At 60.2% G+C, this 24,126-nt stretch carries 27 protein-coding genes and 1 pseudogene; 15 read left to right on the top strand and 13 right to left on the bottom strand.

The features are described from left to right. Window positions 1-4: 4 nt before the first annotated feature. The gene (locus ACA052_RS28190; protein WP_497647727.1) at window positions 5-1,498 is read right to left on the bottom strand and encodes a YifB family Mg chelatase-like AAA ATPase; all 1,494 of its coding nucleotides are present in this window, start codon (window positions 1,496-1,498) and stop codon (window positions 5-7) included. A 65-nt stretch (window positions 1,499-1,563) separates the two neighbouring features. On the opposite strand from ACA052_RS28190, the gene ACA052_RS28185 reads away from it, so the two are divergent. After that, complete coding sequence (locus ACA052_RS28185; RefSeq protein WP_497647726.1) at window positions 1,564-1,818, top strand: hypothetical protein; 255 nt, start codon at window positions 1,564-1,566, stop codon at window positions 1,816-1,818. Here ACA052_RS28185 and ACA052_RS28180 read toward each other — a convergent pair. Both ACA052_RS28180 and ACA052_RS28175 read right to left on the bottom strand, forming a co-directional pair. Further along, the gene (locus ACA052_RS28180; RefSeq protein ID WP_497647725.1) at window positions 1,797-2,309 is read right to left on the bottom strand and encodes a BRO-N domain-containing protein; all 513 of its coding nucleotides are present in this window, start codon (window positions 2,307-2,309) and stop codon (window positions 1,797-1,799) included. The genes ACA052_RS28185 and ACA052_RS28180 overlap by 22 nt on opposite strands. A 458-nt stretch (window positions 2,310-2,767) precedes the next feature. After that, window positions 2,768-3,028 (bottom strand): accessory factor UbiK family protein, encoded by a 261-nt coding sequence (locus ACA052_RS28175; RefSeq protein ID WP_008007559.1) that lies wholly within the window; start codon window positions 3,026-3,028, stop codon window positions 2,768-2,770. A gap of 418 nt (window positions 3,029-3,446) precedes the next feature. Between ACA052_RS28175 and glnK the strand changes: the two genes are divergently transcribed. The 4 genes from glnK (at window position 3,447) to sutA (ending at window position 6,221) form a co-directional block, all read left to right on the top strand. After that, window positions 3,447-3,785: a P-II family nitrogen regulator gene (gene glnK, locus ACA052_RS28170; RefSeq protein WP_002555808.1), complete on the top strand. Its 339-nt coding sequence runs from the start codon at window positions 3,447-3,449 to the stop codon at window positions 3,783-3,785. Window positions 3,786-3,820: 35 nt separating this feature from the next. Continuing rightward, the gene (locus tag ACA052_RS28165) at window positions 3,821-5,158 is read left to right on the top strand and encodes an ammonium transporter (RefSeq protein WP_497647724.1); all 1,338 of its coding nucleotides are present in this window, start codon (window positions 3,821-3,823) and stop codon (window positions 5,156-5,158) included. 214 nt (window positions 5,159-5,372) lie between these two features. Then, window positions 5,373-5,798, top strand: coding sequence for a secondary thiamine-phosphate synthase enzyme YjbQ (locus ACA052_RS28160; RefSeq protein WP_008015517.1), 426 nt, complete (start codon window positions 5,373-5,375; stop codon window positions 5,796-5,798). Between the two features lie 102 nt (window positions 5,799-5,900). Continuing rightward, window positions 5,901-6,221 (top strand): dormancy-specific transcriptional regulator SutA, encoded by a 321-nt coding sequence (gene sutA, locus ACA052_RS28155; protein ID WP_497647723.1) that lies wholly within the window; start codon window positions 5,901-5,903, stop codon window positions 6,219-6,221. 153 nt (window positions 6,222-6,374) lie between these two features. Here sutA and ACA052_RS28150 read toward each other — a convergent pair whose 3' ends face one another. From ACA052_RS28150 to lptM, 6 genes are read right to left on the bottom strand one after another with little or no spacing between them, the layout of a single operon-like run. After that, on the bottom strand, window positions 6,375-7,082 hold the full coding sequence (locus ACA052_RS28150; RefSeq protein WP_497647722.1) for an HAD family hydrolase: 708 nt from the start codon (window positions 7,080-7,082) through the stop codon (window positions 6,375-6,377). Continuing rightward, the gene (xerC, locus tag ACA052_RS28145; RefSeq protein WP_497647721.1) at window positions 7,079-7,978 is read right to left on the bottom strand and encodes a tyrosine recombinase XerC; all 900 of its coding nucleotides are present in this window, start codon (window positions 7,976-7,978) and stop codon (window positions 7,079-7,081) included. Before xerC ends, ACA052_RS28150 begins: the two co-directional genes overlap by 4 nt. A gap of 2 nt (window positions 7,979-7,980) precedes the next feature. Further along, complete coding sequence (locus tag ACA052_RS28140) at window positions 7,981-8,706, bottom strand: DUF484 family protein (RefSeq protein WP_497647720.1); 726 nt, start codon at window positions 8,704-8,706, stop codon at window positions 7,981-7,983. A gap of 13 nt (window positions 8,707-8,719) precedes the next feature. Then, window positions 8,720-9,550, bottom strand: a complete 831-nt coding sequence (dapF, locus tag ACA052_RS28135) for a diaminopimelate epimerase (RefSeq protein ID WP_497647719.1) — start codon at window positions 9,548-9,550, stop codon at window positions 8,720-8,722. 4 nt (window positions 9,551-9,554) lie between these two features. Next, window positions 9,555-10,802: a diaminopimelate decarboxylase gene (lysA, locus tag ACA052_RS28130; protein WP_497647718.1), complete on the bottom strand. Its 1,248-nt coding sequence runs from the start codon at window positions 10,800-10,802 to the stop codon at window positions 9,555-9,557. A gap of 9 nt (window positions 10,803-10,811) precedes the next feature. Continuing rightward, window positions 10,812-10,985, bottom strand: coding sequence for an LPS translocon maturation chaperone LptM (gene lptM / locus ACA052_RS28125; protein WP_007941283.1), 174 nt, complete (start codon window positions 10,983-10,985; stop codon window positions 10,812-10,814). Between the two features lie 311 nt (window positions 10,986-11,296). Here lptM and cyaY point away from each other — a divergent pair, with 311 nt between their 5' ends. The 3 genes from cyaY (at window position 11,297) to rnk (ending at window position 12,515) form a co-directional block, all read left to right on the top strand. Then, on the top strand, window positions 11,297-11,629 hold the full coding sequence (gene cyaY, locus ACA052_RS28120) for an iron donor protein CyaY (protein ID WP_497647717.1): 333 nt from the start codon (window positions 11,297-11,299) through the stop codon (window positions 11,627-11,629). A gap of 4 nt (window positions 11,630-11,633) precedes the next feature. After that, window positions 11,634-11,852 (top strand): DUF1289 domain-containing protein, encoded by a 219-nt coding sequence (locus ACA052_RS28115; protein ID WP_497647716.1) that lies wholly within the window; start codon window positions 11,634-11,636, stop codon window positions 11,850-11,852. 252 nt (window positions 11,853-12,104) lie between these two features. Beyond that, window positions 12,105-12,515, top strand: coding sequence for a nucleoside diphosphate kinase regulator (rnk, locus tag ACA052_RS28110; RefSeq protein WP_497647715.1), 411 nt, complete (start codon window positions 12,105-12,107; stop codon window positions 12,513-12,515). Between the two features lie 6 nt (window positions 12,516-12,521). Here rnk and ACA052_RS28105 read toward each other — a convergent pair whose 3' ends face one another. From ACA052_RS28105 to ACA052_RS28095, 3 genes are all read right to left on the bottom strand, one after another. Next, complete coding sequence (locus tag ACA052_RS28105; protein ID WP_497647714.1) at window positions 12,522-15,368, bottom strand: class I adenylate cyclase; 2,847 nt, start codon at window positions 15,366-15,368, stop codon at window positions 12,522-12,524. Between the two features lie 197 nt (window positions 15,369-15,565). After that, on the bottom strand, window positions 15,566-15,811 hold the full coding sequence (locus ACA052_RS28100; protein ID WP_497647713.1) for a TIGR02647 family protein: 246 nt from the start codon (window positions 15,809-15,811) through the stop codon (window positions 15,566-15,568). 247 nt (window positions 15,812-16,058) lie between these two features. Beyond that, window positions 16,059-16,343, bottom strand: a complete 285-nt coding sequence (locus ACA052_RS28095) for a hypothetical protein (RefSeq protein ID WP_123403861.1) — start codon at window positions 16,341-16,343, stop codon at window positions 16,059-16,061. Window positions 16,344-16,467: 124 nt separating this feature from the next. Between ACA052_RS28095 and ACA052_RS28090 the strand changes: the two genes are divergently transcribed. Further along, entirely contained in the window at window positions 16,468-17,127 is a 660-nt protein-coding gene (locus tag ACA052_RS28090) for a glutathione S-transferase family protein (protein WP_497647712.1), read from the top strand. A 132-nt stretch (window positions 17,128-17,259) separates the two neighbouring features. Here ACA052_RS28090 and argH read toward each other — a convergent pair whose 3' ends face one another. Further along, a complete protein-coding gene (gene argH, locus ACA052_RS28085; RefSeq protein ID WP_497647711.1) occupies window positions 17,260-18,654 on the bottom strand; it encodes an argininosuccinate lyase in 1,395 nt (464 codons plus the stop codon). Window positions 18,655-19,007: 353 nt separating this feature from the next. Between argH and ACA052_RS28080 the strand changes: the two are divergent. From ACA052_RS28080 to ACA052_RS28055, 6 genes and pseudogenes are all read left to right on the top strand, one after another. Continuing rightward, window positions 19,008-19,121: pseudogene (locus tag ACA052_RS28080) on the top strand (sensor histidine kinase); the annotation flags it as partial. Beyond that, on the top strand, window positions 19,118-19,864 hold the full coding sequence (locus tag ACA052_RS28075; RefSeq protein WP_157711865.1) for a LytR/AlgR family response regulator transcription factor: 747 nt from the start codon (window positions 19,118-19,120) through the stop codon (window positions 19,862-19,864). The pseudogene ACA052_RS28080 and the gene ACA052_RS28075, both read left to right, overlap by 4 nt. Before the next feature lie 138 nt (window positions 19,865-20,002). Beyond that, window positions 20,003-20,944 (top strand): hydroxymethylbilane synthase, encoded by a 942-nt coding sequence (gene hemC / locus ACA052_RS28070; protein WP_497647710.1) that lies wholly within the window; start codon window positions 20,003-20,005, stop codon window positions 20,942-20,944. After that, window positions 20,941-21,708 (top strand): uroporphyrinogen-III synthase, encoded by a 768-nt coding sequence (locus ACA052_RS28065; protein WP_497647709.1) that lies wholly within the window; start codon window positions 20,941-20,943, stop codon window positions 21,706-21,708. The genes hemC and ACA052_RS28065 overlap by 4 nt, the downstream gene beginning before the upstream one ends. A 16-nt stretch (window positions 21,709-21,724) precedes the next feature. Beyond that, complete coding sequence (locus tag ACA052_RS28060) at window positions 21,725-22,879, top strand: uroporphyrinogen-III C-methyltransferase (protein ID WP_497647708.1); 1,155 nt, start codon at window positions 21,725-21,727, stop codon at window positions 22,877-22,879. Beyond that, window positions 22,876-24,114: a heme biosynthesis protein HemY gene (locus tag ACA052_RS28055; protein WP_497647707.1), complete on the top strand. Its 1,239-nt coding sequence runs from the start codon at window positions 22,876-22,878 to the stop codon at window positions 24,112-24,114. Before ACA052_RS28060 ends, ACA052_RS28055 begins: the two co-directional genes overlap by 4 nt. The last annotated feature ends 12 nt before the right edge of the window (window positions 24,115-24,126 follow it).

Here is a 24,126-nt window from a genome sequence, read left to right as displayed (position 1 = left end):
CCGATCAATTGGCGCTCGGCCGATACTGCAGCGCTTCGGCCAGATGTTCACGGGTGATGCCATCGACTTGCTCAAGGTCCGCCAAGGTCCGCGCGACTTTGAGCAGTCGATGGGCCGCCCGTAGTGACAAGGTCAAACGCTCGCAGGCGGTTTCCAGCCAGGTTTCGTCGGTTGTGGATAACTTGCAGTGGCGACGCAGACCCGGCAGATCAAGGAATGCGTTCGCGCAGCCCTGGCGTTTTTGTTGTCGCTCTCGTGCGTTCGCCACCAGAACGGCGGCGGTGGCCGTGTCGTCACCGGGTTTCGGTGTGGGATTCAACGCCGTGGCTTCACGGGGAACGGTCAGGTGCAGGTCGATACGATCCAGCAATGGTCCCGACAGTTTGTTGCGATAGCGTTGAACCATGTCTGGCGTACAACTGCATTTGCCGATGGGTTCGCCAAGATATCCACAGGGGCAGGGATTCATCGCCGCCACCAATTGAAAACGCGCCGGGAAGCGTACGCGGTCTTTGGCGCGGGAAATCACGATACAGCCCGACTCCAATGGCTCTCTCAAAACCTCCAATACCTTTCGATCAAATTCCGGAAGTTCATCGAGGAACAGCACGCCGTGATGGGCGAGGGTGATTTCTCCGGGGCGTGGTTGTGAGCCGCCACCCACCAGAGCCGGGCCGGAGGCGGAGTGGTGGGGCTGGCGGAAAGGACGCTGTGGCCAGTGGCTCAACGGGGTGCAACTGGTGACGGATTGAATGGCCGCGACTTCCAGCGCTTCATTTTCGGCCAAGGGAGGAAGCAGTCCCGGCAAACGACTCGCCAACAGTGTTTTCCCTGTCCCTGGCGGTCCGCTGAACAACAGGTTATGAGCGCCCGCCGCAGCGATCAGTAATGCGCGCTTGGCCGAGAGTTGTCCCTGAACTTCATTCAAGTCGGGATAGGGTTTGCTGGCGTAGAGCAAACCATTGGAAACGTAGGGCGCAACCGGTGTATGCCCATTAAAGTGCGCAACCGCCTCCAGCAAATGATCCACGGCAATCACCTTCAGCCCCGACGCCAGGCACGCCTCCTCGGCATTCGCCCGCGGCACCATCAATGCACGCCCGGCGTTGCGCGCCGCCAGTGCCGCCGGTAACACGCCTCTCACGGCACGTACCGCGCCTGACAGCGCCAACTCTCCTAGACACTCCACATCATCCAGCGTGAGCGTCGGGACCTGCACGCTGGCTGAGAGAATCCCCAATGCAATCGCCAAATCAAACCGCCCGCCGTCCTTCGGCAAATCCGCGGGAGCGAGATTCAACGTGATCCGCCGCGCTGGAAATTGCAGCCCTGAATTGATGATCGCGCTGCGTACCCGGTCTTTGCTTTCCTTTACTGCCGCTTCGGGTAAACCGACCATGGTCAGTGAGGGCAAGCCGTTGGCCAAGTGGACTTCGACAGTGACGGCGGGCGCATCCACGCCGATTTGGGCACGGCTGTGGACGATGGAGAGGGACATGGTCGTTCCTTGAGTAGGCGAGAGCCGCTTCCTGCGGTTTTTGAAGGGTAGTTGTGGAGTGGCGCTTGAGCTTGGTAATTCAGGCGCAAAACTTTCGCAGAATGTTGCTGGCCGAAGCCGTAACGCGTTCTGTAGCAGCTGCCGAAGGCTGCGTTCGGCTGCGCAGCAGTCGTGAATCCGAATTGCTCGGTTCACCTGACGTACTGCGTGGTTTGATTTTACGACTGCTGCGCAGCCGAACGCAGCCTTCGGCAGCTACTACAAAGGTTGCGCCGGGGCTGGCATTGGTTGTTTGGGGTTACGAGAGCTGGTTTTTGTAAGACCGGTCCGAAATGGATGAAGGGCGTCGGTGAAGTTCCCCACTCGGCAGCATTTGCGGAACATCCTGCAACCGAATCCACGGCTGGTTGTTCCAGTGCAGCAAGCTCAGTGACATCTCCGGCCAGTTCAGAAGGCTCAGGATCGGGCGTTCGGTTGAGGTGGGTTGCTGGGCGTCTCTCAAGGCTGGGACTACTTCGTGAGTCAGCCATTCGCGCAGGCCGCGGTATTCGGGGCAGTAGTGATAGACCAATAATGCGTAGACGCCGGATTCGCTGATCAGCAGGGTGTTTTCGATGCTGCCGTGGATGAGCATTCGTGTGGATTGGCGCTGGTCTGGATCGAGCTTGCGGACGGCGCATTCATCGAGATAGAGGCGAAGCAATCGGCCTAGGTCGCGGGCGCTGAACCAGGGTTGATTTTCCAGGAGGAGGGCGTGGAGGTGGAGGTTGTGGCGGGTGAAGATGTGAGGTATCAGATAATTTTCGTCCATTGAGCAGTTCTCGGATTCGAATGAAGAAAACTGCCTCTGATCGTCGCCAAACGAAAAGGGTGGCAGCTATGCGCGGGTTGGCGAACCGGTGCATCCGGAAAAACCGGCAGACCCGAAAGTCTCCCACGCATAGCCGCCATAATTCGAGATGGGAAAAATCCCTGGTTCGAACGTGGTCGCGGTGCGTCGGATGCGGTCCAGGTCGCCAAACCCAGTGCTGAACATTCAGCATTGGGTGAGCTTAGGAACCAGAGCATTGCGGCGCAATGGGACGGCGGTGGTTTTCTTGTAGGACGTTGCCGGGATTATTGCGGGGTTGAAGATCAAAAGATCGCAGCCTTCGGCAGCTCCTACAGGGTTGGTCTGTCCAGTGCGGGATGGTTGGTAGACCGAGGCGACTCCATTCGCGGGCAAGCCCGCTCCCACAGGGAATCGCATTTCATTGAGGAATTGTTGCGTTATTCGGTTGGCGGATTCAGTTTCGCTTCCAGCTCCGCCACTTTTGCCTCAAGGCTTTCCAACCGAGCGCGGGTGCGTGCGAGCACAACCATCTGACTATCAAACTCTTCCCGGCTCACCAGATCCAGCTTGCTGAACCCACTTTGCAGCAACGCCTTGAACTGGCTTTCGATTTCGCTTTTCGGCAGTGGAGTGTCGCCGCTGAAGAGGCGGGAGGCGGTGCCGCTCAGGGCGTCGAGGAAGTCTTTGGGCGCGAGCATGGGAAATGTCCTGGAAACAATGGCGGGCAGTGTATCACGCAGTGTCTATAGTCAATCTCGCCTGCCGCAGGCGCACGCTTTTCGCGCATGGGGACGGACGGCATCGCACCGTTGTTGTGCGTAACGCGTCGGGTGTTGCGGTGATGTGCTTGGCATCTACGGCCAAGGGCTTGATAACAGGGAGTTTTGTGGAGATGGCAAGCTTTCTGCTATGTACCTAGTGACCCATGCACTGATGCAGTCGCTGTGACGAATGCAGTGCGCCAAGCGAAACGGGGAAGTGTTTCGTACGGAGCGGTTAGCTGGCGTCGGACGGGCAGGTAAGGCCGACGATGCGTTACAAAGCCAGGCACTGCGCTTAGACTTGAGTCGGGTTTGTTTTCCTGGGGCAAGTCCACCAATTCGGGAGAGAGTTTTCATGAAGCTAGTCACTGCCATCATCAAGCCGTTCAAACTGGACGACGTGCGCGAGTCGCTGTCCGAGATCGGCGTGCAGGGCATTACCGTAACTGAAGTCAAAGGCTTCGGTCGGCAGAAGGGTCACACCGAGCTGTATCGCGGCGCGGAATACGTGGTCGATTTCCTGCCAAAGGTGAAGATCGATGTCGCCATTGACGACAAGGATCTTGACCGGGTTATCGAGGCGATAACCAAGGCAGCCAATACCGGCAAGATCGGTGACGGCAAGATCTTCGTGGTCAATCTGGAACAGGCGATTCGCATCCGTACCGGCGAAACCGATACCGACGCAATCTAAGCCGCCACAAACCCAACGCCCCAGGAGAAAACAATATGACTCTGCGTAAATTCGCAGGGCTAGGAGCCCTGTTGTCCCTCGTAATGCCCAGCCTGGCTATGGCGGCAGACGAAGTGGCGGCCCCAGTCCTCAATTCCGGCGACACCGCCTGGATGATGACCTCGACAGCCCTTGTGCTGTTCATGACCATTCCCGGCCTCGCGCTGTTCTACGGCGGCATGGTTCGGTCGAAAAACATTCTTTCCGTGATGATGCAGTGCTTCGCCATTACCGGTCTGATCAGCGTCCTGTGGGTCATTTATGGCTACAGCATCGCGTTTGACACCACCGGGATGGAACAGGGCGTCGTCAACTTCAACTCGTTCTTTGGCAGCATGGGCAAGGCGTTTCTCGCCGGCATCACGCCAGCCAGCCTGACCGGGCCAGCGGCATTGTTCCCTGAGGCGGTGTTCGTCACCTTCCAGATGACTTTCGCCATCATTACCCCTGCGCTGATCGTCGGTGCCTTCGCTGAGCGGATGAAGTTCTCCGCCATGCTGATCTTCATGGGCGTGTGGTTCACCCTGGTTTACGCACCGATTGCGCACATGGTGTGGTCCGGTAACGGCGGCCTGCTGTGGGACTGGGGCGTGCTCGACTTCGCCGGCGGCACCGTGGTGCACATCAACGCCGGTGTGGCGGGTCTGATTGCCTGCCTGGTATTGGGCAAGCGCAAAGGCTTCCCGACCACCCCGATGGCACCGCACAACCTCGGTTACACCCTGATGGGCGCCGCGATGTTGTGGGTAGGCTGGTTCGGCTTCAACGCCGGTTCCGCCGCGGCGGCCAACGGCACAGCCGGTATGGCGATGCTGGTCACCCAGATCGCAACCGCCGCCGCTGCACTGGGCTGGATGTTTGCCGAGTGGATCACTCACGGCAAACCAAGCGCACTGGGTATCGCTTCGGGTGTTGTGGCCGGTCTGGTTGCAATCACTCCAGCCGCTGGCACTGTCGGCCCGATGGGCGCCCTGGTGATCGGCCTGGCTGCTGGCGTGGTGTGCTTCTTCTGCGCCACCACCCTGAAACGCAAACTCGGCTATGACGATTCCCTGGACGCCTTCGGTGTGCACGGCATCGGCGGTATTCTCGGCGCGATCCTGACCGGTGTGTTCGCTGCACCGTCCCTGGGTGGCTTCGGCACCGTCACCGACATCGCCGCACAAGTCTGGATTCAGTGCAAAGGCGTGGGCTTCACGGTGATCTACACCGCGATCGTCACCTTCATCATTCTCAAGGTCCTGGACGCTGTCATGGGCCTGCGTATCACGGAAGAAGAAGAGGCAGTCGGCATCGACCTGGCACTCCACAACGAACGCGGCTACAACTTGTAAGCAGGCGCATAAAAAACTTGCCCGGCTTGCCGGGCATTTTTTTGTCCGCGATTTATCATTGAAGGTGCAGCTGAAAGGTTTTTTCTTACAGCTTTAGGGGCGTTTACGGCGGACGTATTTCTGCGGTCAATGGCTTACGCGCTTGCAGGAATATTAGGGCCTTTGTTTTTTCCCTGAGCGCGCTAGAATGCGCCCCGAACGTGCGGAGAACTGTATGTGGCAACAGACTCTGATTACCCTGCGGGCAAGGCCCCGGGGCTTTCATCTGGTAACGGACGAGTTACTCGCCGGCTTGCCTGAACTCAAGGCGTGTCGGGTCGGTCTGTTGCATTTGTGGCTACAGCATACCTCGGCGTCGTTGACCATCAACGAGAACGCCGATCCGGCGGTACGTCGCGACTTCGAACGATTTTTCAATCGTCTGATCCCACAAGGAACAGACGGCTATGAGCATAACGACGAAGGCCTGGACGACCTCCCGGCGCACTTCAAGGCCAGCGTGCTTGGCTGTCAGCTCAGTTTGCCGATTTCGGCAGGCCGATTGGCGTTAGGGACCTGGCAAGGCGTTTATCTGGGCGAGCACCGTGATCATGGCGGTGCCCGTAAAGTCCTCGCCACCGTGCACGGTGAAGAGGCATAAGCCGTTGGTCACCAATGGCCGTTGAATTTTTTCCGGCAGCCGTCGACAGACGGTGAAGCTGGGCTATAACTAATCTGCTTTTCGCAAGTCATGAGGTAGAACATGAGCGACGATGATCTGGAAAACGACGACCTCGAAGTAGGCGACGACGAAACCGAAGAAGGTCTGGAAGCAGCGGCGGAAGACGTCGCTGAAGACGATGGCGGTGAAACGCCCGTTCCGACCGCCAAAGGCAAGGCCAAGGCTGCGGTGTCGGTCGATGAGCTGCCGAGCGTCGAAGCGAAAAACAAGGAGCGTGATGCTCTGGCGCGGGCCATGGAAGAATTCCTGGCCAAGGGCGGCAAGGTGCAGGAAGTGGAGGCCAACGTGGTCGCCGATCCTCCCAAGAAGCCAGACAACAAGTACGGTAGCCGGCCTATCTGAGCCTGCCGCTTGCTTGCTGAAGAAGCCCGCCGTCGCTGCGGGCTTTTTCATGGGCGATGCCAAAATCACAAGATCGCAGCCTTCGGCAGCTCCTACAGGTGTACACAATCCAATGTAGGAGCTGCCGAAGGCTGCGATCTTTTCGGGCACAACTCAAATTTTGGCCGTATTCCACCGCGCCAACAACGCCGGCAGCTCGGTCAGGCTGCGAATTTCGGCATCCGGCGCCCTCTGCGCCTCCCACAATTTACCCTGCGGGTTAAACCAGATCGCTCGCAACCCTGCCTGCTGCGCGCCGGCAATGTCATCGCCAGGGTGGTCGCCGATATGCACCGCTGTCTGCGCCGTCGCGCCACCTCGATGCAATGCTTCGTGAAACAGCCGCGCATCCGGCTTGGCAATGCCAATGTCTTCAGCGCACAAGGCGAACCTGAAGTAATCCGCCAGGCCTAACCGGCGCACATCGGCGTTGCCGTTAGTCACAACACCCAGGGCGTAGTGCTTGGCCAGAATCTCCAGCGTCGGCTCGACTTCGGGGAACACCTCGATCTGGTGCCGCGCATGCAGAAACACTTCAAAACTCTGATCGGCCAGATCTGACGCCTGTTCGTGCGTGTAACCGGCCTCTTCCAGCGCATGGAACAGTACCCGTCGGCGCAGGGCGCTGATCCGGTGCTTGAGCCCGGGCTCGACGCTCAGGATTCGCTCGCGAATCGCCCACAAATGCTCCACCGGCACCGCGCCCAGGTTCGGCGCATGCTCGGTCAGCCATTCACGCAGTACGGCTTCGGCGCTGACGATCACCGGGGCGGTGTCCCACAGGGTGTCGTCGAGGTCGAAGGTGATCAATTGGAGAGTCATGAATCATCGCCTTTAATGCGTTTGGCCCGTGGATGGGCGCTGTCGTAAACCGTCGCCAGGTGCTGGAAATCCAGGTGGGTGTAAATCTGGGTGGTCTTGATGTCCGAGTGGCCGAGCAGTTCCTGTACGGCGCGCAGATCCTGCGAGGACTCCAGCAAATGGCTGGCAAAGGAGTGACGCAGCATGTGTGGATGCAGGTTCTGCCCCAGCTCGCGCTCGCCGGCGGCCTTGACCCGCATCTGAATCGTCCGGGGCCCGAGGCGCCGGCCTTGCTGGCTGACAAACACTGCATCGTCTGTCGGGTTGGTCATGGCCCGCAGCGGCAGCCATAGTTCCAATGCTTCGCGAGCTTTTTTGCCCACCGGCAACAGTCGGGTCTTGCTGCCTTTGCCGAGCACCTGGACCATGCCGTCGGCCAGGTCCAGCTGATCAAGATTGAGCCCTGTCAGCTCCGAAAGACGCAATCCAGAGGAGTAGAACAGCTCCAGAATCGCCTGATCCCGGCGAGCCAGAAAATCATCCTCCACCGCGCCCTCAAGCAGTTGCAGCGCGCGGTCGGTGTCGAGGGTTTTCGGCAGGCGACGTTCGCCCTTCGGCGGCGCCAGACCGTTGGCCGGGTCGTGGTCGCAGAGGCCTTCGCGGTTCAGGTAGTGATAAAGCCCGCGCACTGCCGACAGAAGCCGCGCCAGGCTGCGGGACGATTGGCCTTGTGAATGCAGGCGGGCGATCAGGCTGCGCAAGCGCTGGATATCCAGCGCAGCCCAGCTGCTGATGTTCTGTTTGACGCACCAACCCAGCACTTTGTCGAGGTCGTGCCGGTAGGCGTACAGCGTGTGGGGCGACACCTGCCGCTCACTGCGCAAGTGTTCGCAGTAAGCGTCCAGTTGCCGTTCCATGCTCAGCGCACCGAGCGTAGGGAGTTGTTGACCCGTGGCAGCACGCGGCCCATGACTTCGGCAATGTAGCTGAGGAACAGGGTGCCCACCGAACTCTTGTAGTGCTGCGGATCACGGCTGGCGATAGCCAGGACGCCGTGGATGCCTTGATGGCTGATGGCGACGACGGCGGTGGAGCCGATCTGCTTGCGTTGCTCCTCACCGAACAGAAAGTCCAGCTCATGCTCACGCAGGCTGCCGCTGACGCTTTTGTCTTCGGTGAGCAAGCCGCCGATCGCGGTTTGTGCCTCGGCGTGAGTCGCCCAACGGCCTACCGGCATCGGGTTGTCACCCAGCAGGATCAGGCTGACGAAAGGCACCTGAAAGTCCTGGCGCAGGCTGTCTTCGACGCTGATCACCACGTCGTCCAGGCTGGTGGCGTCCATCAGCGCGAGAATCAGTCGACGGGTCTTGTCGAAGAGGCGGTCGTTGTCACGGGCCACGTCCATCAAGTGCGAGAGGCGATGACGCAACTCGATATTGCGGTCGCGCAGGATGGTCATCTGGCGCTCGACCAGCGAAATGGTGTCGCCACGCTGGTGCGGAATACGCAGGGCCGCGAGCAGTTCTTCGTGCTCGACGAAGAAATCCGGATGAGCCTCCAGGTACGCGGCAATCGCCGCCGCCTCAAGGCTTTCGGAAGGGGATTCGTCGGGCTGTAGGGCGGGAACCTGGGGCTTGTCGGTCATGGGTTTGACTCACTCAAAGACGCACTTGTCCTTCGTATACGCGGACTGCCGGGCCGGTCATCAAGACCGGTTGGCCAGGGCCTGCCCATTCAATGGACAGACGCCCGCCGGGCAGGTCGATCAATAGCGGCGAATCCATCCACCCCTGGCTGATCGCGGCCACTGCGGCAGCGCACGCGCCGGTTCCGCAGGCCTGGGTTTCCCCGGCCCCGCGCTCCCAGACGCGCAGCTGTGCGCGGTTGCGGTCGATGACCTGGAGAAAACCGACATTGACCCGCGCCGGGAAGCGCGGGTGGTGTTCGATTTTCGGCCCCAGTTCATGCACCGGCGCGTTGTTGATGTCGTTCACGCGTAGCACGGCATGGGGGTTGCCCATGGACACGGCGGCGAGGTCGACAAGGGTGCCGTCGACGTCGACCGAATAGCTCGTGGCCTGTTCCGGTGCCTGGAACGGAATGTCGGCTGGCACCAGGCGCGGTGCGCCCATATTGACGCCGATCTGGCCGTCGCTGCGGATATCCAGCTCAATGATGCCGCTTTTGGTCTCGACACGAATCTGCCGTTTTGCGGTCAGGCGCTTATCGAGCACAAAGCGCGCGAAGCAGCGCGCGCCGTTGCCACACTGTTCCACTTCGGAGCCGTCGGAGTTGAAAATCCGATAACGGAAATCCACGTCCGGATTGCTCGGCGCTTCGACGATCAGCAGTTGGTCGAAACCGATGCCGGTATGCCGATCGCCCCATTGCTTGGCGTGCTTGGGCAGGATGTGCGCGTGCTGGCTGACCAGGTCGAGGACCATGAAGTCATTACCCAGGCCGTGCATCTTGGTAAAACGCAGCAGCATGGTTTTACTCCGGCAGCAGGCTTTCGCCAGCAAACAACTCGGCTACCGTCTCACGGCGACGCACTTCAATTGCCTGATCACCGTCCACCAACACTTCGGCGGCACGGCCGCGGGTGTTGTAGTTGGAACTCATGACAAACCCATAGGCACCCGCCGAATGCACGGCCAGCAGGTCGCCTTCTTCCAGGGCCAGCTCACGATCCTTGGCCAGGAAGTCGCCGGTCTCGCAGATCGGCCCGACGATGTCGTAGGCGCGAGCAGCGGTAGCGCGTGGGCGCACGGCGGTAACGTCCATCCAGGCTTGATACAGCGCCGGGCGGATCAGGTCGTTCATGGCCGCGTCGACGATGGCGAAGTCTTTGTGTTCGGTGTGCTTGAGGTACTCGACCTGAGTCAGCAGCACGCCGGCGTTGGCCACGATGAAGCGGCCCGGCTCGAACACCAGCGCCAGGTCGCGCCCGTCGAGACGCTCGCGCACGGCTTTGATGTAGTCGGCAGCCAATGGCGGCTCTTCATCGCGATAACGCACACCCAAACCACCACCGAGATCGATGTGGCGCAGGTAAATCCCGCAATCGCCGAGGCGGTCGACCAGGCCCAGCAGGCGGTCGAGGGCATCGATGAATGGGGGCAGGGTGGTCAGTTGCGAACCGATGTGGCAATCGACACCGACCACTTCCAGGTTCGGCAGCTGTGCAGCGCGGATGTACACGTCTTCGGCGTCGGCAATGGCGATGCCGAACTTGTTCTCTTTGAGACCGGTGGAAATGTAGGGGTGCGTGCCGGCATCGACGTCCGGGTTCACACGCAATGAGATTGGCGCGCGAACACCCAGCTCGGCGGCGACCACTTGCAGGCGTTCCAGCTCGTCGGTGGATTCGACGTTAAAGCAATGAACGCCGACTTCCAAGGCGCGACGCATGTCGTCACGGGTCTTGCCGACGCCGGAGAACACGATCTTGTCGGCGCTGCCGCCAGCGGCCAGCACACGTTCCAGCTCACCACGGGAGACGATGTCAAAACCGGCGCCAAGACGTGCCAGGACATTCAGTACACCCAGGTTGGAGTTGGCCTTGACCGCAAAGCAGACCAGGTGCGGCATCCCGGCCAGCGCATCGGCGTAAGCCAGGTATTGGGCTTCGATGTGGGCGCGCGAGTAGACGTAAGTCGGCGTGCCAAAGCGTTCAGCGATGGCGGACAGGGCAACACCTTCCGCGAACAGCTCGCCGTCACGGTAGTTAAAAGCGTCCATGGCGTTCCCTTATTGGTAGACGTCGTGCTTGTGTGCTTTCGACGGAGACTGCTGCGACGATTTGGCTTGCTCGGCAGGATCCTGGCTATCATCCGGCAGGTACAGCGGGCCTTTTTGACCACAGGCCGACACAAGGCAGGCAACCGCAACGAGCGCGGCAAGGGAAGAGATCAGGCGCTTCATGGCGAAATCCTTGAAAATGCGTTAATTGCGCCGGAGTATACCGGCCACCCGGCAGCTTGCCTATGTAACGCGGCTCCCGTCCGGCGGGCCTTGGCCGCTATGCTGAGAAGTCGAGGGCTTGAATACTGCAACCCTTGTGGGAGCGAGCCTGCTCGCGAAAGCGGTGTGTCAGTCAACATTGATGTTGAATATGATGGCCTGTTCGCGAGCGGGCTCGCTCCCACAGTTGATCGTTATCCTTTGCAATCACCGGGGCTCGCCCGTATCTTGCGGCGCTTGAGCGTGAGTAGACACTTTTTGAGGTTCCCGCAATGAGTTTGACCGAAGCCCGTTTCCACGATCTGGTCGATGCCACCCAGCAGACACTGGAGGATGTGTTCGACGAGAGTGACCTGGATATCGATCTCGAGAGCTCGGCCGGTGTGCTCACCGTCAAGTTCGAAAATGGCAGCCAGTTGATCTTCAGCCGCCAGGAACCACTGCGTCAGCTATGGCTGGCGGCGGTGTCCGGCGGGTTCCACTTCGATTACGACGAAGAGAGCGAGCGCTGGATGTGCGACAAGAGCGAAGAACAATTGGGCGAAATGCTTGAGCGCATCGTCGATCAGCAGGCTGGCGTAAAACTCGATTTCGAAGGCCTGTAAGATCGTGACCGAGCCTGCACCCGTTCGTCCGCCCAAGCCGCTCTACAGCAACGTCAGCCCGGCCGTGCCGTCGCCGTGCAGCGGCGTCTGTCGGCTGGATGAGCAAAAGGTCTGCCTGGGGTGTTTTCGCCATGTCGAAGACATCCGCGAATGGCGCTCTGCCGACGACGATCGCCGGCGGGTCATCTGTGCTCAGGCAGCCCAGCGCAAAATCTCCCTGTAGGAGCTGCCGAAGGCTGCGATCTTTTGATCTTTTCTTCGGCCTTTTCAAAACCGTCAAAATCCAGATCAAAAGATCGCAGCCTTCGGCAGCTCCTACAGGGGGCGTAACGCCGTCCGCCGTGCCTGACTTGTATATTTATTGAGCTGTGATAGTGTCCAGAAACGCCTCAACCCATCGAGGCTCGTGAAAACCCCGCCTTTTTCTGGCGGGGTTTTGCTTTTTCTGTGCAGAAGAAAGGAGTCTGCCTTCATCATGACTGTACCTTCCATCACCCTTACTCGTCTGGACGTCCAACGTCTGGAACGCCTGATCGACAGCCTGGATGACACGCTGCCGGGCGTTATTGCGCTGCAAACCGAACTGGATCGCGCCGATACCCTGGTCGGCCACGAAGACGTGCCCGCCGATGTCGTGACCATGAATTCGCGTGTTCATTGCCGTGAAGAAATCAGCGGCAAGGACTATCACCTGACATTGGTTTACCCCAAGGATGCCAACGCCGACGAAGGCAGGATTTCGATTCTGGCGCCGGTGGGCAGCGCGCTGTTGGGCCTGAAGGTCGGTCAGCACATTGACTGGCCAGCGCCGGGTGGTAAAACCCTGAAACTGACCCTGCTGGAAGTCGAATCGCAACCGGCCAATGGCGGCGCTTTCCCGGAATAAAATGCCTCAGGCCTGCTCGAGCGCCTCGTTCAATGCGCGCTCCAGGTCAGCTTTGTAGCGCAGGTACAGATTGCTTGAGCCCTGACTGTCGCCAGACAGGCCGGACAGGTCCAGATCGGTGATGTAGCAGCGGTAGCGTTCGGTCTCGCGCCGCTGCTCGACGATCTCCCGGGCGACCACACTGAACAGTTGGTCGCCATGCTCCAGCTCCGAAAACTCCCGCTGATTGCAATACAACGTGACCTGCACCTGGCCAGGCGCGGCTTTGCCGACGATCGCCTGCACGTCGTAAAACGGTTTGTCGATCGGGTTTTGCGGCGCGGGTCGGGCTTCGACCCGACGCGCCCGACCAGGGCCTGAAGGCAGCAGCTGGTAATACAGCGTGTCCAGGCTAAGCGGCTGGGCGGCATCCATTGGCAGCAAGGCTCCGCGCCGGAACTGGATCGATTGCAGGAAACGTTGCAACGGCACCAACAGGCTCTGTTCATCGTGATAGGGCAGGCGCTGCTGCCACAAGGCGTTGAACTCATCAAGTACGTACAGATCGGCCCGGTCTTCGTTGATCCGGTAGAACACCTGGATGCAGTCGGGCTGGCCCATCGGCAGGAGCAGCGCGAGGTCGTGGTCCTCCAGGGCCATGGGGTCCAGGTGCAGCGGGCTGTAGCTCGCCAGTTCCTCGCCCAGGTAATCGAGCAGCGCCGGCAGCGTGGCGAGGGCAACGTGATTGACCTGGCCCGGTACCAGTTCGAGCACGTGGTAATGCTGCTGGACCTGAATCAGATAGCGATGATTGAGTTTGCTCAGCAGCAGGTTCTGCGCGGTGTCGAGAATTTCTTCGACCCGGCGGGCGATGAACTGCGCACGGTTGTGGCAGAAGCAACGCACGCGCAACGTGGGTTGTTGCGGGCCGTTCGGCAGGTTGTTGAGGTAATCGCGCACGCAGTCGAGCAGGGCATGAGGACCGTCGAAGCGATTGACCAACACCTCATTCCAGCTATTGAGCGTGACCTGGTCCAGAGTCAGCACCAGATTTTCCCTGACGCCGGCATAACTCAACGAGTCAGTGCGCTCGGTGGTCATCAGAATATTCAAATCGCGGTGGTGCTTGAGCGGATCGACGCCCACGTTTACCAGAATCAGCACCTCGCTCGGCACGCTGGCGCGCAATAGCGGCTCTTCGGCGACGGTGGGCAGGGGCAGGGCGATGCTTTGCTGCAAGCTGCCAAGCAGGTTGAACAGCTCGAACTCGCTCAGGTCACTGGTGCCAGGATGCAAAGCCAGTCGAGTGCTACTGTCGATCACGCCGTTGCGGTGGCACCAGGTCAGGAGTTCCAGCAATTGCCGGCTGCGCTTGATTGGGGCGAAATGCTCCCACTCATGGGCCGTCAGGCTGCCGTTGTACAACCCCCATTGGGTTTGCCCGGATTCTTTCTTGTTGGGCGCCTGGACCAGCGTCAATGTGTCTTCGGCCAGGTCGGGAGCGATGCCCGGATTGATGAACTCGATCTTGTCGGCCTTGCGCTCGAAGGCTGCGTACAGCCGTCGACCCAGCACGTTCAGATCACGCTTGTTGATCACGCTGACGGTTTGTTCGCTGCGGGCAAACTGGGTCAGGAAGCGGTAGCTGTAGTTCAGTTCGTTGACCAAGGCGCGGCGCTCGGCGCTGACCTGACGGATTTTCCACTGGCTGCGGCTGTCGAGCAGGGCTAGCTGCCGCTGATCCCACTGCCATTCATGGGTCAGGCGCTCCAGCAGCGAACGTTGCCAGCTCTGGGTGCGACTGCTGCTGCCGGTCAGCTTGCGATTGACCTTCAAATACAGCGCGCGGCGCACCAGTTCAAGCCGCTCCGGTTCGCCACGCGCAATGAGGTACTCCTCGATGCGTCGATAGACCACGACGTACGGGTCCAGCTCATCGAGGTCGACCTGATTGGCGAACACGGCTTGTTTGAATCGCAAACTCAGGCAGTGGACCCTCGGATGTTCGCTGGCGTAGACCTCGGTCAGCAGCAGCTTGAGCACCGATTTGTAGGGCGACTCAATACCCTTGAACAACTGCCAGAGCCCGGCACCGACAAATTCTCCCGGCGGGATATAGGCCAGGTGCCCAAGGTCCAGGGTTTCATTGGCGCGAATGAAGCGCTTGGAAATCAGCGTGTGGGTATAGCGGTCGTAGCTTGCTTCTTCGTAGACCGGCACCAGCCACCAGATCGGCGTGCGGCCGGCCAGCCAGATAGCGGTGCGATAAAACTCGTCCAGCAGCAGATAGTGCTGGGTAGTGCCGCAGTCTTCCGAGCTCAATTGCGTATCGCGTTCGCCGCGCACGAAACGCGTCGGGTCGATCAGGAAGAAGTGTGCCTCGGCGCCCTGGCTGGCCGCCCAGGTTTCAAGCAGCAGGCATTTTTTACGCAACTCGGCGAGTTCGTTTTCGCTCAGGTCCGGGCCGTGGCAGACCCACACGTCCATGTCGCTTTGATCCGCCTGGGCCAACGTGCCGAGGCTGCCCATCAGGAACAGGCCGTGAATCGGTCGCGGCGGATTGCTGCCGTGACGTGGCTTGTAGGAAAACGAGCGAGTCAGGCGCTGTGCGTCAGCGAGGGTGTCGGCGTCCGGCTCGTAGTTTGACAGCCCGGCCGGTGTGCTACCCGAGACGTAACCCGGCAGCAGTGGATGATTGACATGGAAAAACAGCGGCAGCAAGTTCAAGACCCCTTGCTGACGAGGCGATAGCCCTTCCATGGCGCGCGCCATGCGTCCTTCGTTGAGCGTCAGAAAGCGCGCACGCAGCTGGCTAAGTACCTTGCGGTCGATTCCCTCGTCCAGATCGGGGCGGATTTCGTGGGTGCGGGTCATGTCAGCTCAAACCGGCTCGCAGGGCTCGGACGTGGAGGGTCTCAGGATGAGGGGCAGTTTAGCGCCTCGGCCCCGGGACAATTAAGCTGATTTTGTTTTTCTGGCGTCAGATTTCTATCGTGGGGCGACACGACGGATAAAAGAGTGTGCCCGCGGAAATCCCATAGCAGAGGTTTCCGTGGGCGCTGCGGTCTTGCTCAGGCTGTTTCCTGGACGCTCAGTATGGTCAGAACGGTTTGCACATTTTGCGCGGCGTCACGACCCAGGCTGGTCAGATAACCGCCATCGGGCTGGTCGATCAGGTCTTTTTCGTACAGGCGTTTGGCAGCGGCAATGGCTTTGGGAGCAGCGGTCTGATGAATTTTCAAACCTTCCTGGGAACTGTCCAGGTTGAAGAGCGCGAGGATTTCCAGTTCGGCAACCAACTCAGGGGTAAGCGACATAAGGACTCCAGACTTTCTAGGAATTGGACGACAGCGCCCCTAAGGTGAGCCCACTTGTGCGGCATGTCCAGTGCCCGCATCAGGGTTTTTTCGCCTCGGGATGCATTCCCCGACAGCGGGGTGCGTTCCAGTGTAGTCAGGGTCTGGAAAACGGTTGCCTGAAATAAAAAGATCGCAGCCTTCGGCAGCTCCTACAGGGGAAATGCGATCCCTTGTAGGAGCTGCCGCAGGCTGCGATCTTTTGATCTTATTTCTTTTCCGGCGGCAGCTCTGGCAATGCGCGCAATGCCGTCTCATACCATTCAGTATTGAACGCACGATCTTCTTCGAGGATCGCGTCGATTTCGACCGCCAGGACGTGGGCCATCAGATTCAGGATTTCTTCCCGCTCGTAACCCACCAGCGTCAGCTTGTTGAACGTCGCCTTGGCAGCCGGCGGGTTGTCGCTTTCGATCTGGTTTTCGATGGCTTCGATCAGGGTGTTTTCGGTGAATTCTTCTTCGTCGCTATCGATGTCGGTTGGCTCGCTCATGGCAGGCTCCTGAAGTTAAGGCGGCCAGTTTACCTGCATTCAGCGCTGTGATGCTGCTGGCAAGAATCGCTCGAGCGTTCTATAAACAGGCACTGCCAACCCCGCACGGCCTGGAGGCTTTGTGATGCTCAAGCTTTATGGATTTTCCGTCAGTAACTACTACAACATGGTGAAACTGGCGTTGCTCGAGAAAGGCGTGCCTTTCGAAGAAGTGCCGTTTTACGCAGGCACCAGCCCGGAAGCACTGGCCATCAGCCCGCGCGGCAAGGTGCCGGTCTTGCGCGCCGAGCAAGGCTTCATCAACGAGACGGCGGTGATTCTCGAGTACATCGAACAAAGCCAGAAAGGCACGCCACTGTTGCCGAGCGATCCTTTTGAGCGTGCCCAGGTACTGGCGCTGGCCAAGGAAATTGAGCTGTACATCGAACTGCCAGGACGCGCCTGTTATGGCGAAGCGTTTTTCGGCATGCCGGTGCCGGACGCGATCAAGGACAAGACGAAGGCCGAGCTGCTGGCGGGTTTTGCCGCGCTGGGCAGGCACGGCAAGTTCGCCCCTTATGTGGCGGGGGACAGCCTGAGCATTGCGGATCTGTATTTCTTGTACAGCGTGCCCTTGGCCTGTGCGGTGGGACAGAAGCTGTTTGGTCTGGATTTGCTGGCTGAGATGCCGGGGGCCAAAGCACTGTTGGAGCGACTGGAGCAGAACCCGAACGTGCAGCGGATTGCCGCAGACAAGGAAGCCGCGATGCCGGCGTTTATGGCGATGGTCGCATCCAAGAAGTAGTTTTTTTGTCGCGTCTACAAGTCCGCATTCGCGAGCAAGCCCGCTCCCACATTGAAATTTTTGGTGTCACAAAATTTGTGTTCACCGCCGATCAGATGTGGGAGCGGGCTTGCTCGCGAAGCTTTTAGCGGTTTAGCGGCTGCCGAGGAGTGCCTGGCCGCGAGCCACAGCCTTCTTGACCTGCGCCGGCGCGGTGCCGCCGATATGGTCACGGGCATTCACCGAGCCTTCCAGGGTCAGCACGGCAAACACGTCCTGGTCGATCTGGTCGCTGAACTTGCGCAGTTCTTCCAGGCTCATTTCCGCCAGGTCCTTGCCGCTTTCCACACCGTACTTCACGGCATGGCCGACGATCTCGTGGCAGTCACGGAACGGCAGGCCACGACGCACCAGGTAGTCAGCGAGGTCAGTGGCGGTGGAGAAACCACGCAGCGCTGCTTCGCGCATTATCGCGTGCTTGGGTTTGATCGCCGGGATCATGTCGGCAAAGGCGCGCAGCGAATCACGCAGCGTGTCGGCAGCGTCGAACAGCGGTTCCTTGTCTTCCTGGTTGTCCTTGTTGTAGGCCAATGGCTGGCCTTTCATCAAAGTCAGCAGGCCCATCAAGGCGCCGAACACGCGGCCGGTCTTGCCGCGCACCAGTTCCGGGACGTCCGGGTTTTTCTTTTGCGGCATGATCGAGCTGCCGGTGCAGAAACGGTCTGGCAGATCGATAAACTGGAACTGCGCGCTGGTCCATAGCACCAGCTCTTCGGAGAAGCGCGACAAGTGCATCATCGCGATGCTCGCGGCCGAGCAGAACTCGATGGCGAAGTCACGATCGGACACGTTGTCCAGCGAGTTGCCGCCCACGGCGTCGAAGCCCAGCAGTTGCGCGGTGTATTCGCGGTCGATCGGGTAAGTGGTGCCCGCCAGCGCGGCGCTGCCCAGCGGCATGCGATTGGTGCGCTTGCGGCAGTCGACCAGACGTTCGTAGTCGCGGCTGAGCATTTCGAACCAGGCCAGCATGTGGTGCCCGAAGGTCACCGGCTGCGCGGTTTGCAGGTGGGTGAAGCCCGGCATGATGCTGCCGGCTTCGCGCTCGGCCTGCTCCAGCAAGCCTTGTTGCAGGCGGGTGATTTCGCTCAGGATCAGGTCGATCTCGTCACGCAGCCACAAGCGAATGTCGGTGGCGACCTGGTCGTTACGGCTGCGGCCGGTGTGCAGCTTTTTACCGGTCACGCCGATACGGTCGGTCAGGCGCGCCTCGATGTTCATGTGCACGTCTTCGAGGTCGATGCGCCAGTCGAACTGGCCGGCTTCGATTTCACCCTGGATGGTCTTCAGGCCATCGGTGATGCTGTCGCGCTCGGCATCGGTCAGCACGCCGACCTTGGCCAGCATGGTGGCGTGGGCGATCGAACCCATGATGTCGTGGCGATACAGGCGCTGGTCGAAAGTGACGGAGGCGGTGAAGCGGGCGACGAAGGCGTCGACGGGTTCACTGAAGCGGCCGCCCCAGGACTGATTGGTCTTGTCAGTGCTCATGAATTCGCTCGTATCGGCTGAAGAAAAATGGCGTTGAAAGCTGCGGCGGATAATAACAGGGTTGCCAATCCTGTCGCTGACACTGGTCGACACGTTTTTTTCTGATCGAACGGCCCATACTCCACGCAACGCGAGGGCCAATTGCGCAACGATATTTTTCAATTGAGCAATATCGTCCCGGCAACCGTCTACAGTTGGACAGTAGGATCAGCGCACTTCTCGATGCTGCAGCTGACTAACTATAAGAAGAGGGGGTGTTCGTATTGTGTATCAGCAAACCCTGTGGCGATGCCTCGCCAGCGTGGGCCTGGAGCGCCAATAGCCAGGCAAATGAAAATTTAGCCGTCGGACGGGCGGCACTTTTTGGCCTTCGCGCTAGTCTTAGCGTGGATCGCGGTGACGGACGTCACTTCACCTGTCTACGCTATCCTTGTGCGAGACTCACGCAGGAATCCAGCGCAATATGAATGTCCTGATCGTTGATGACGAACCCCTGGCCCGCGAGCGCCTGAGCCGAATGGTCGGCGAACTCGAGGGATACAGTGTCCTGGAGCCTAGCGCCACGAACGGCGAAGAGGCGTTGGCACTGATCGACAGCCACAAACCGGATATCGTGCTGCTTGATATCCGCATGCCAGGCCTCGATGGCCTGCAAGTAGCTGCCCGGTTGTGCGAACGCGAAACCCCGCCTGCCGTTGTGTTTTGCACAGGGCCCGATGAATTTGCCGTGGAAGCCTTACAGGCCAGCGCCGTAGGCTATCTGGTGAAACCTGTGCGTACTGAACATCTGCATGATGCGTTAAAGAAAGCCGAGCGGCCCAATCGCGTGCAGCTCGCCGCCCTGACCCGACCCGCCGCCGAAAGTGGCAGCGGCCCTCGCAGTCACATCAGCGCCCGCACCCGTAAAGGCATCGAGCTGATCCCGCTGGATCAGGTGGTGTACTTCATCGCGGACCACAAGTACGTGACCTTGCGCCACGAAAGCGGCGAAGTGCTGCTGGATGAACCGCTCAAGGCTCTCGAAGACGAGTTCGGTGACCGTTTCGTGCGAATCCACCGCAACGCACTGGTTGCCCGTGAACGTATCGAGCGGCTGCAGCGCACGCCACTGGGGCATTTTCAACTGTTCCTCAAAGGCCTGAACGGGGACGCCTTGATCGTCAGCCGGCGTCATGTGGCCGGGGTGCGAAAGATGATGCAACAGCTTTAACTCGCCGTTCACAGGTCAAGGTCACGACCGATTACCGGACATCCGAGGCCAGGGAGGCCACGCAGTTTCTGATACAAGTCAAAGTGGATTTGGCTGAGCTGTTATTATCCGCCGTATCTATTCAGTACGGATTGATCCATGTCCTCTCGCGAAATCCGCATCGCCACCCGCAAAAGTGCTCTCGCCCTGTGGCAGGCCGAATACGTCAAAGCCCGTCTGGAAGCGTCCCATCCGGGTCTGCTCGTGACGTTGGTGCCCATGGTCAGTCGTGGCGACAAGCTGCTGGACTCGCCACTGTCGAAAATCGGCGGCAAGGGCTTGTTCGTCAAAGAACTGGAAACCGCGCTGCTGGAAAACGAAGCCGACATCGCCGTGCATTCGATGAAAGACGTGCCCATGGATTTCCCCGAAGGCCTCGGTCTGTTCTGCATCTGCGAGCGCGAAGACCCGCGCGATGCGTTTGTCTCCAACACCTACGCCAGCCTGGAGGAACTGCCGCAGGGCAGCATCGTGGGCACGTCCAGCTTGCGCCGTCAGGCCCAGTTGCTGACCCGTCGCCCGGACCTGGAAATCCGCTTCCTGCGGGGCAACGTCAATACTCGCCTGGCCAAGCTCGATGCCGGCGAATACGACGCCATCATCCTCGCCGCCGCTGGCCTGATTCGTCTGGGCTTTGAAGAGCGCATCACCTCGGCCATCAGCGTCGACGACAGTCTGCCAGCCGGCGGCCAAGGCGCAGTCGGTATCGAATGCCGCCGCGTCGACAGCGAAATTCATGCGTTGCTGGCACCGTTGCACCACTTGGACACCGCCACCCGCGTCACGGCCGAACGTTCCCTCAACAAGCATCTGAATGGCGGCTGCCAAGTGCCAATCGCCTGCTACGCAGTGCTTGAAGGCGAGCAGATATGGTTGCGTGGCCTGGTAGGCGATCCGAGTGGCGGCCTGCTGCTCAATGCCGAGGCTCGTGCGCCACGCAGCGATGCCGAAGCCTTGGGTGTGCGAGTGGCCGAGGATCTTCTGGGCCAGGGCGCCAACGACATTCTGAAAGCAATCTATGGCGAGGCGGGTCACGAGTGATGGGCTGGCGCTTGCTGCTGACGCGTCCCGCGGATGAGTCGGCGGCGTTGAGCGATGTGCTGGCCGAAGCGGGGATTTTCAGCAGCAGCTTGCCGCTTTTGGAGATAGAGCCAATCCCTGTCTCTGACACAATGCGCGAGCTGATCCAGGCTCTGGATGCGTACTGCGCGGTGATCGTGGTCAGCAAGCCGGCCGCCAGAATCGGCGTCGATCTGGTCCGTCAGTATTGGCCGCAGCCACCGGCCCTGAAATGGTTCAGCGTGGGTGCGGCGACCGCACAGATCCTCGAGGATCACCGGTTGGATGTGAGCTTCCCGGCGGATGGCGATGACAGCGAAGCCTTGCTTGAACTTCCTCTACTGCGCGAGGCTATCGCACGGCCCGCCCCCCGCGTGCTGATCATGCGTGGGGAGGGCGGGCGCGAGTTACTCGCTGAGCGTTTGCGCGAGCTAGGTGCTAGTGTCGAGTATCTGGAGTTGTACCGCCGCGGCCTGCCTCAGTACCCGCCGGCAACACTGCCTGAGCGGATTGAAGCGGAACGCTTGAATGGGCTGGTGGTCAGCAGTGGACAGGGTTTTGAGCACCTGCATCAATTGGCCGGCGATGCGTGGCCGCAATTGGCGCGGTTGCCGTTGTTTGTTCCAAGCCGCAGGGTCGCCGAGCTGGCACGTGCCGCTGGGGCTCAAACAGTTGTGGATTGTCGCGGTGCGAGTGCCGCGGCTTTGCTGACGGCGTTACGGGAGCATCCCGAGCCCGTTCTCTAATGCAAAGGATGGATACGTGAGCGAAACAGCCTTGCCTAAAAATGACGTCCCGCCAGTGCTTGATGCGTCGATTGAAGCACCGATTGAAACTGCGTCACCTGCTGCAGTGCAGCGCCGAGGCAACGGGCTGGCAATTGTCGCGCTGCTGCTGGGTGCTGCCGGCGTTGCAGTGGGCGGTTGGGGTGTCTGGCAGGTGCGCCACCTGCAAGCCACTAACCAACAGCAACTGACTCAAGTGCAGGCATTGAACGATCAAGCGCAGAGTCTGAAACTCAATGAGCAGCGCCTGAGTGCCAGGCTTGAACAGCTGCCTCCCGCCGACGAGCTGGAAGCGCGCAGCCGTCTGGTGACGCAGCTGCAAGGCGATCAGCAACGCTTGAATCAACGTCTGGAAACCGTCCTCGGCGCCAGCCGCAAGGACTGGCGTCTGGCCGAGGCCGAACACTTGTTGCGCCTGGCCAGTCTGCGTCTTTCGGCGCTGCAGGACATCAGCAGCGCTCAGGCCCTGGTGCAAGGCGCCGATGAAATTCTCCGCGAACAGAATGATCCGGGCTCTTTTGCCGCTCGCGAGCAAGTAGCCAAGACGCTGGTGGCATTGCGTAGCACCGAACAGCCGGATCGCACCGGGCTGTTCCTGCGGCTGGGGGCACTGCGTGATCAGGTCATCAGCCTCACCGAGCTGGCGCCCGAGTACAAAGACCGTGGGGAATCGCTGCTGGGACTGACAGCCGATGGCGACGGCGCCAGCCGCTGGGCGCAGTGGTGGGATCAGGTCTCGCGCTACATTCGCATCGACTTCAATGCCGACAAGAATGTGCGGCCATTGCTGGCCGGGCAGAGTCTGAGCCAGGTGCGCCTGGCCCTGAGCCTGGCATTGGAGCAGGCACAATGGGCCGCGCTCAACGGCCAGGCCGCCGTCTACACCCAGGCGCTGGCTGAAGCGCGGGACGTGCTCCGAGGCAATTTCAACCCGGACAACCCGAAGAGCAAAGTGATGCTTGAGCAGGTTGGCGAATTGAGCAAGCAACCGGTCACTGTGGTCACGCCTGATCTGACCGGCACATTGAGCGCGGTCCAGGGTTATCTGGAACGACGTAATGTCAACGCCGAGGACTCGATCAAGCCTATGGCGAAACCTGCAGCGGACACCGCGCAGGAGGCCACGCCATGAAACGCCTCTATGTGATCGTGTTCTTGCTGATTGCTGCTGCCGCCGCGTTGGGCTTGGCGATTGCCGAGCATTCTGGCTACGTGCTGATCGCCTACAAGAGCTTCCGTTTCGAATCGAGCCTGTGGGCAAGTCTGGCGCTGGTCGCGGTGTTATGGCTGGTGTTCTGGGGCATCAAGGCGTTGGTCGAATTGGTGACGACCTCTAGCGGCGTGGTCAATCCCTGGTCAAGGCGCAATCGCAGCCGCCGGGTACAAGTGGCGATCGAACATGGCCAGCTGGACCTGGCTGAAGGTCGCTGGGCCAGCGCACAACGACATCTGCACCGAGCCGCCGAAGCCGAGCGCCAGCCGTTGCTTTACTACCTTGGTGCCGCCCGCGCCGCAAACGAACAAGGCCATTACGAGGAAAGCGACAACTTGCTGGAACGTGCCCTCGAACGCCAGCCCCAAGCCGAGTTGGCGATTGCCCTGAGCCACGCCCAATTGCAGACAGATCGCGGCGATACCGAAGGCGCCCTGGCGACATTGCAGGCCATGCACGAACGTCACCCTCATAACGTTCAGACCTTGCGCCAGTTGCAGCGCTTGCATCAACAGCGCGGCGACTGGTCGGCCGTGATTCGCTTGCTGCCGGAGCTGCGCAAGGACAAGGTGCTGCCACCGGCCGAGCTGGCCGAACTGGAGCGCCGGGCCTGGGGTGAAAACCTGTCCTTCGCGGCGCATCAGGAAGAAGACGGAACAATCGGTCTGCAGTCGCTCAACCGTGCTTGGCAACAGTTGTCTTCTGCACAGCGCCAGGAGCCGCAACTGGTGCTCGCTTATGCCGAGCAATTGCGACAGCTGGGTGCGCAGGTCGAAGCCGAAGAGGTCTTGCGCGCAGCACTCAAGCGCAACTACGACAGCCACTTGGCGCGTCTGTACGGGTTGGTTCGCGGCAGCGATCCGGCGCGTCAGCTGCAAACCGCCGAAGGTTGGCTAAAGACCCATCCGGCCGATCCGAGCTTGCTGCTGACGCTGGGTCGTCTGTGTTTGCAGAGCAGTCTTTGGGGCAAGGCCAGGGATTACCTGGAAAGTAGCCTGCGCGTGCAGCGCAATCCGGAAGCCTGCGCGGAACTGGCGCGGCTGCTGGCTCAGTTGGGCGACACCGAACGCAGCAATCAGTTGTTTCAGGAAGGCCTTGGCCTCCTGGATGAGCGTCTGTTGGCGGCACCGTTACCGGTTCCAGCTCACGCCTGATGTTTCGCCCCT

It is taken from the genome of Pseudomonas sp. LBUM1644, from assembly GCF_059716195.1.
This window is presented reverse-complemented; position numbering and strand designations above follow the sequence as displayed.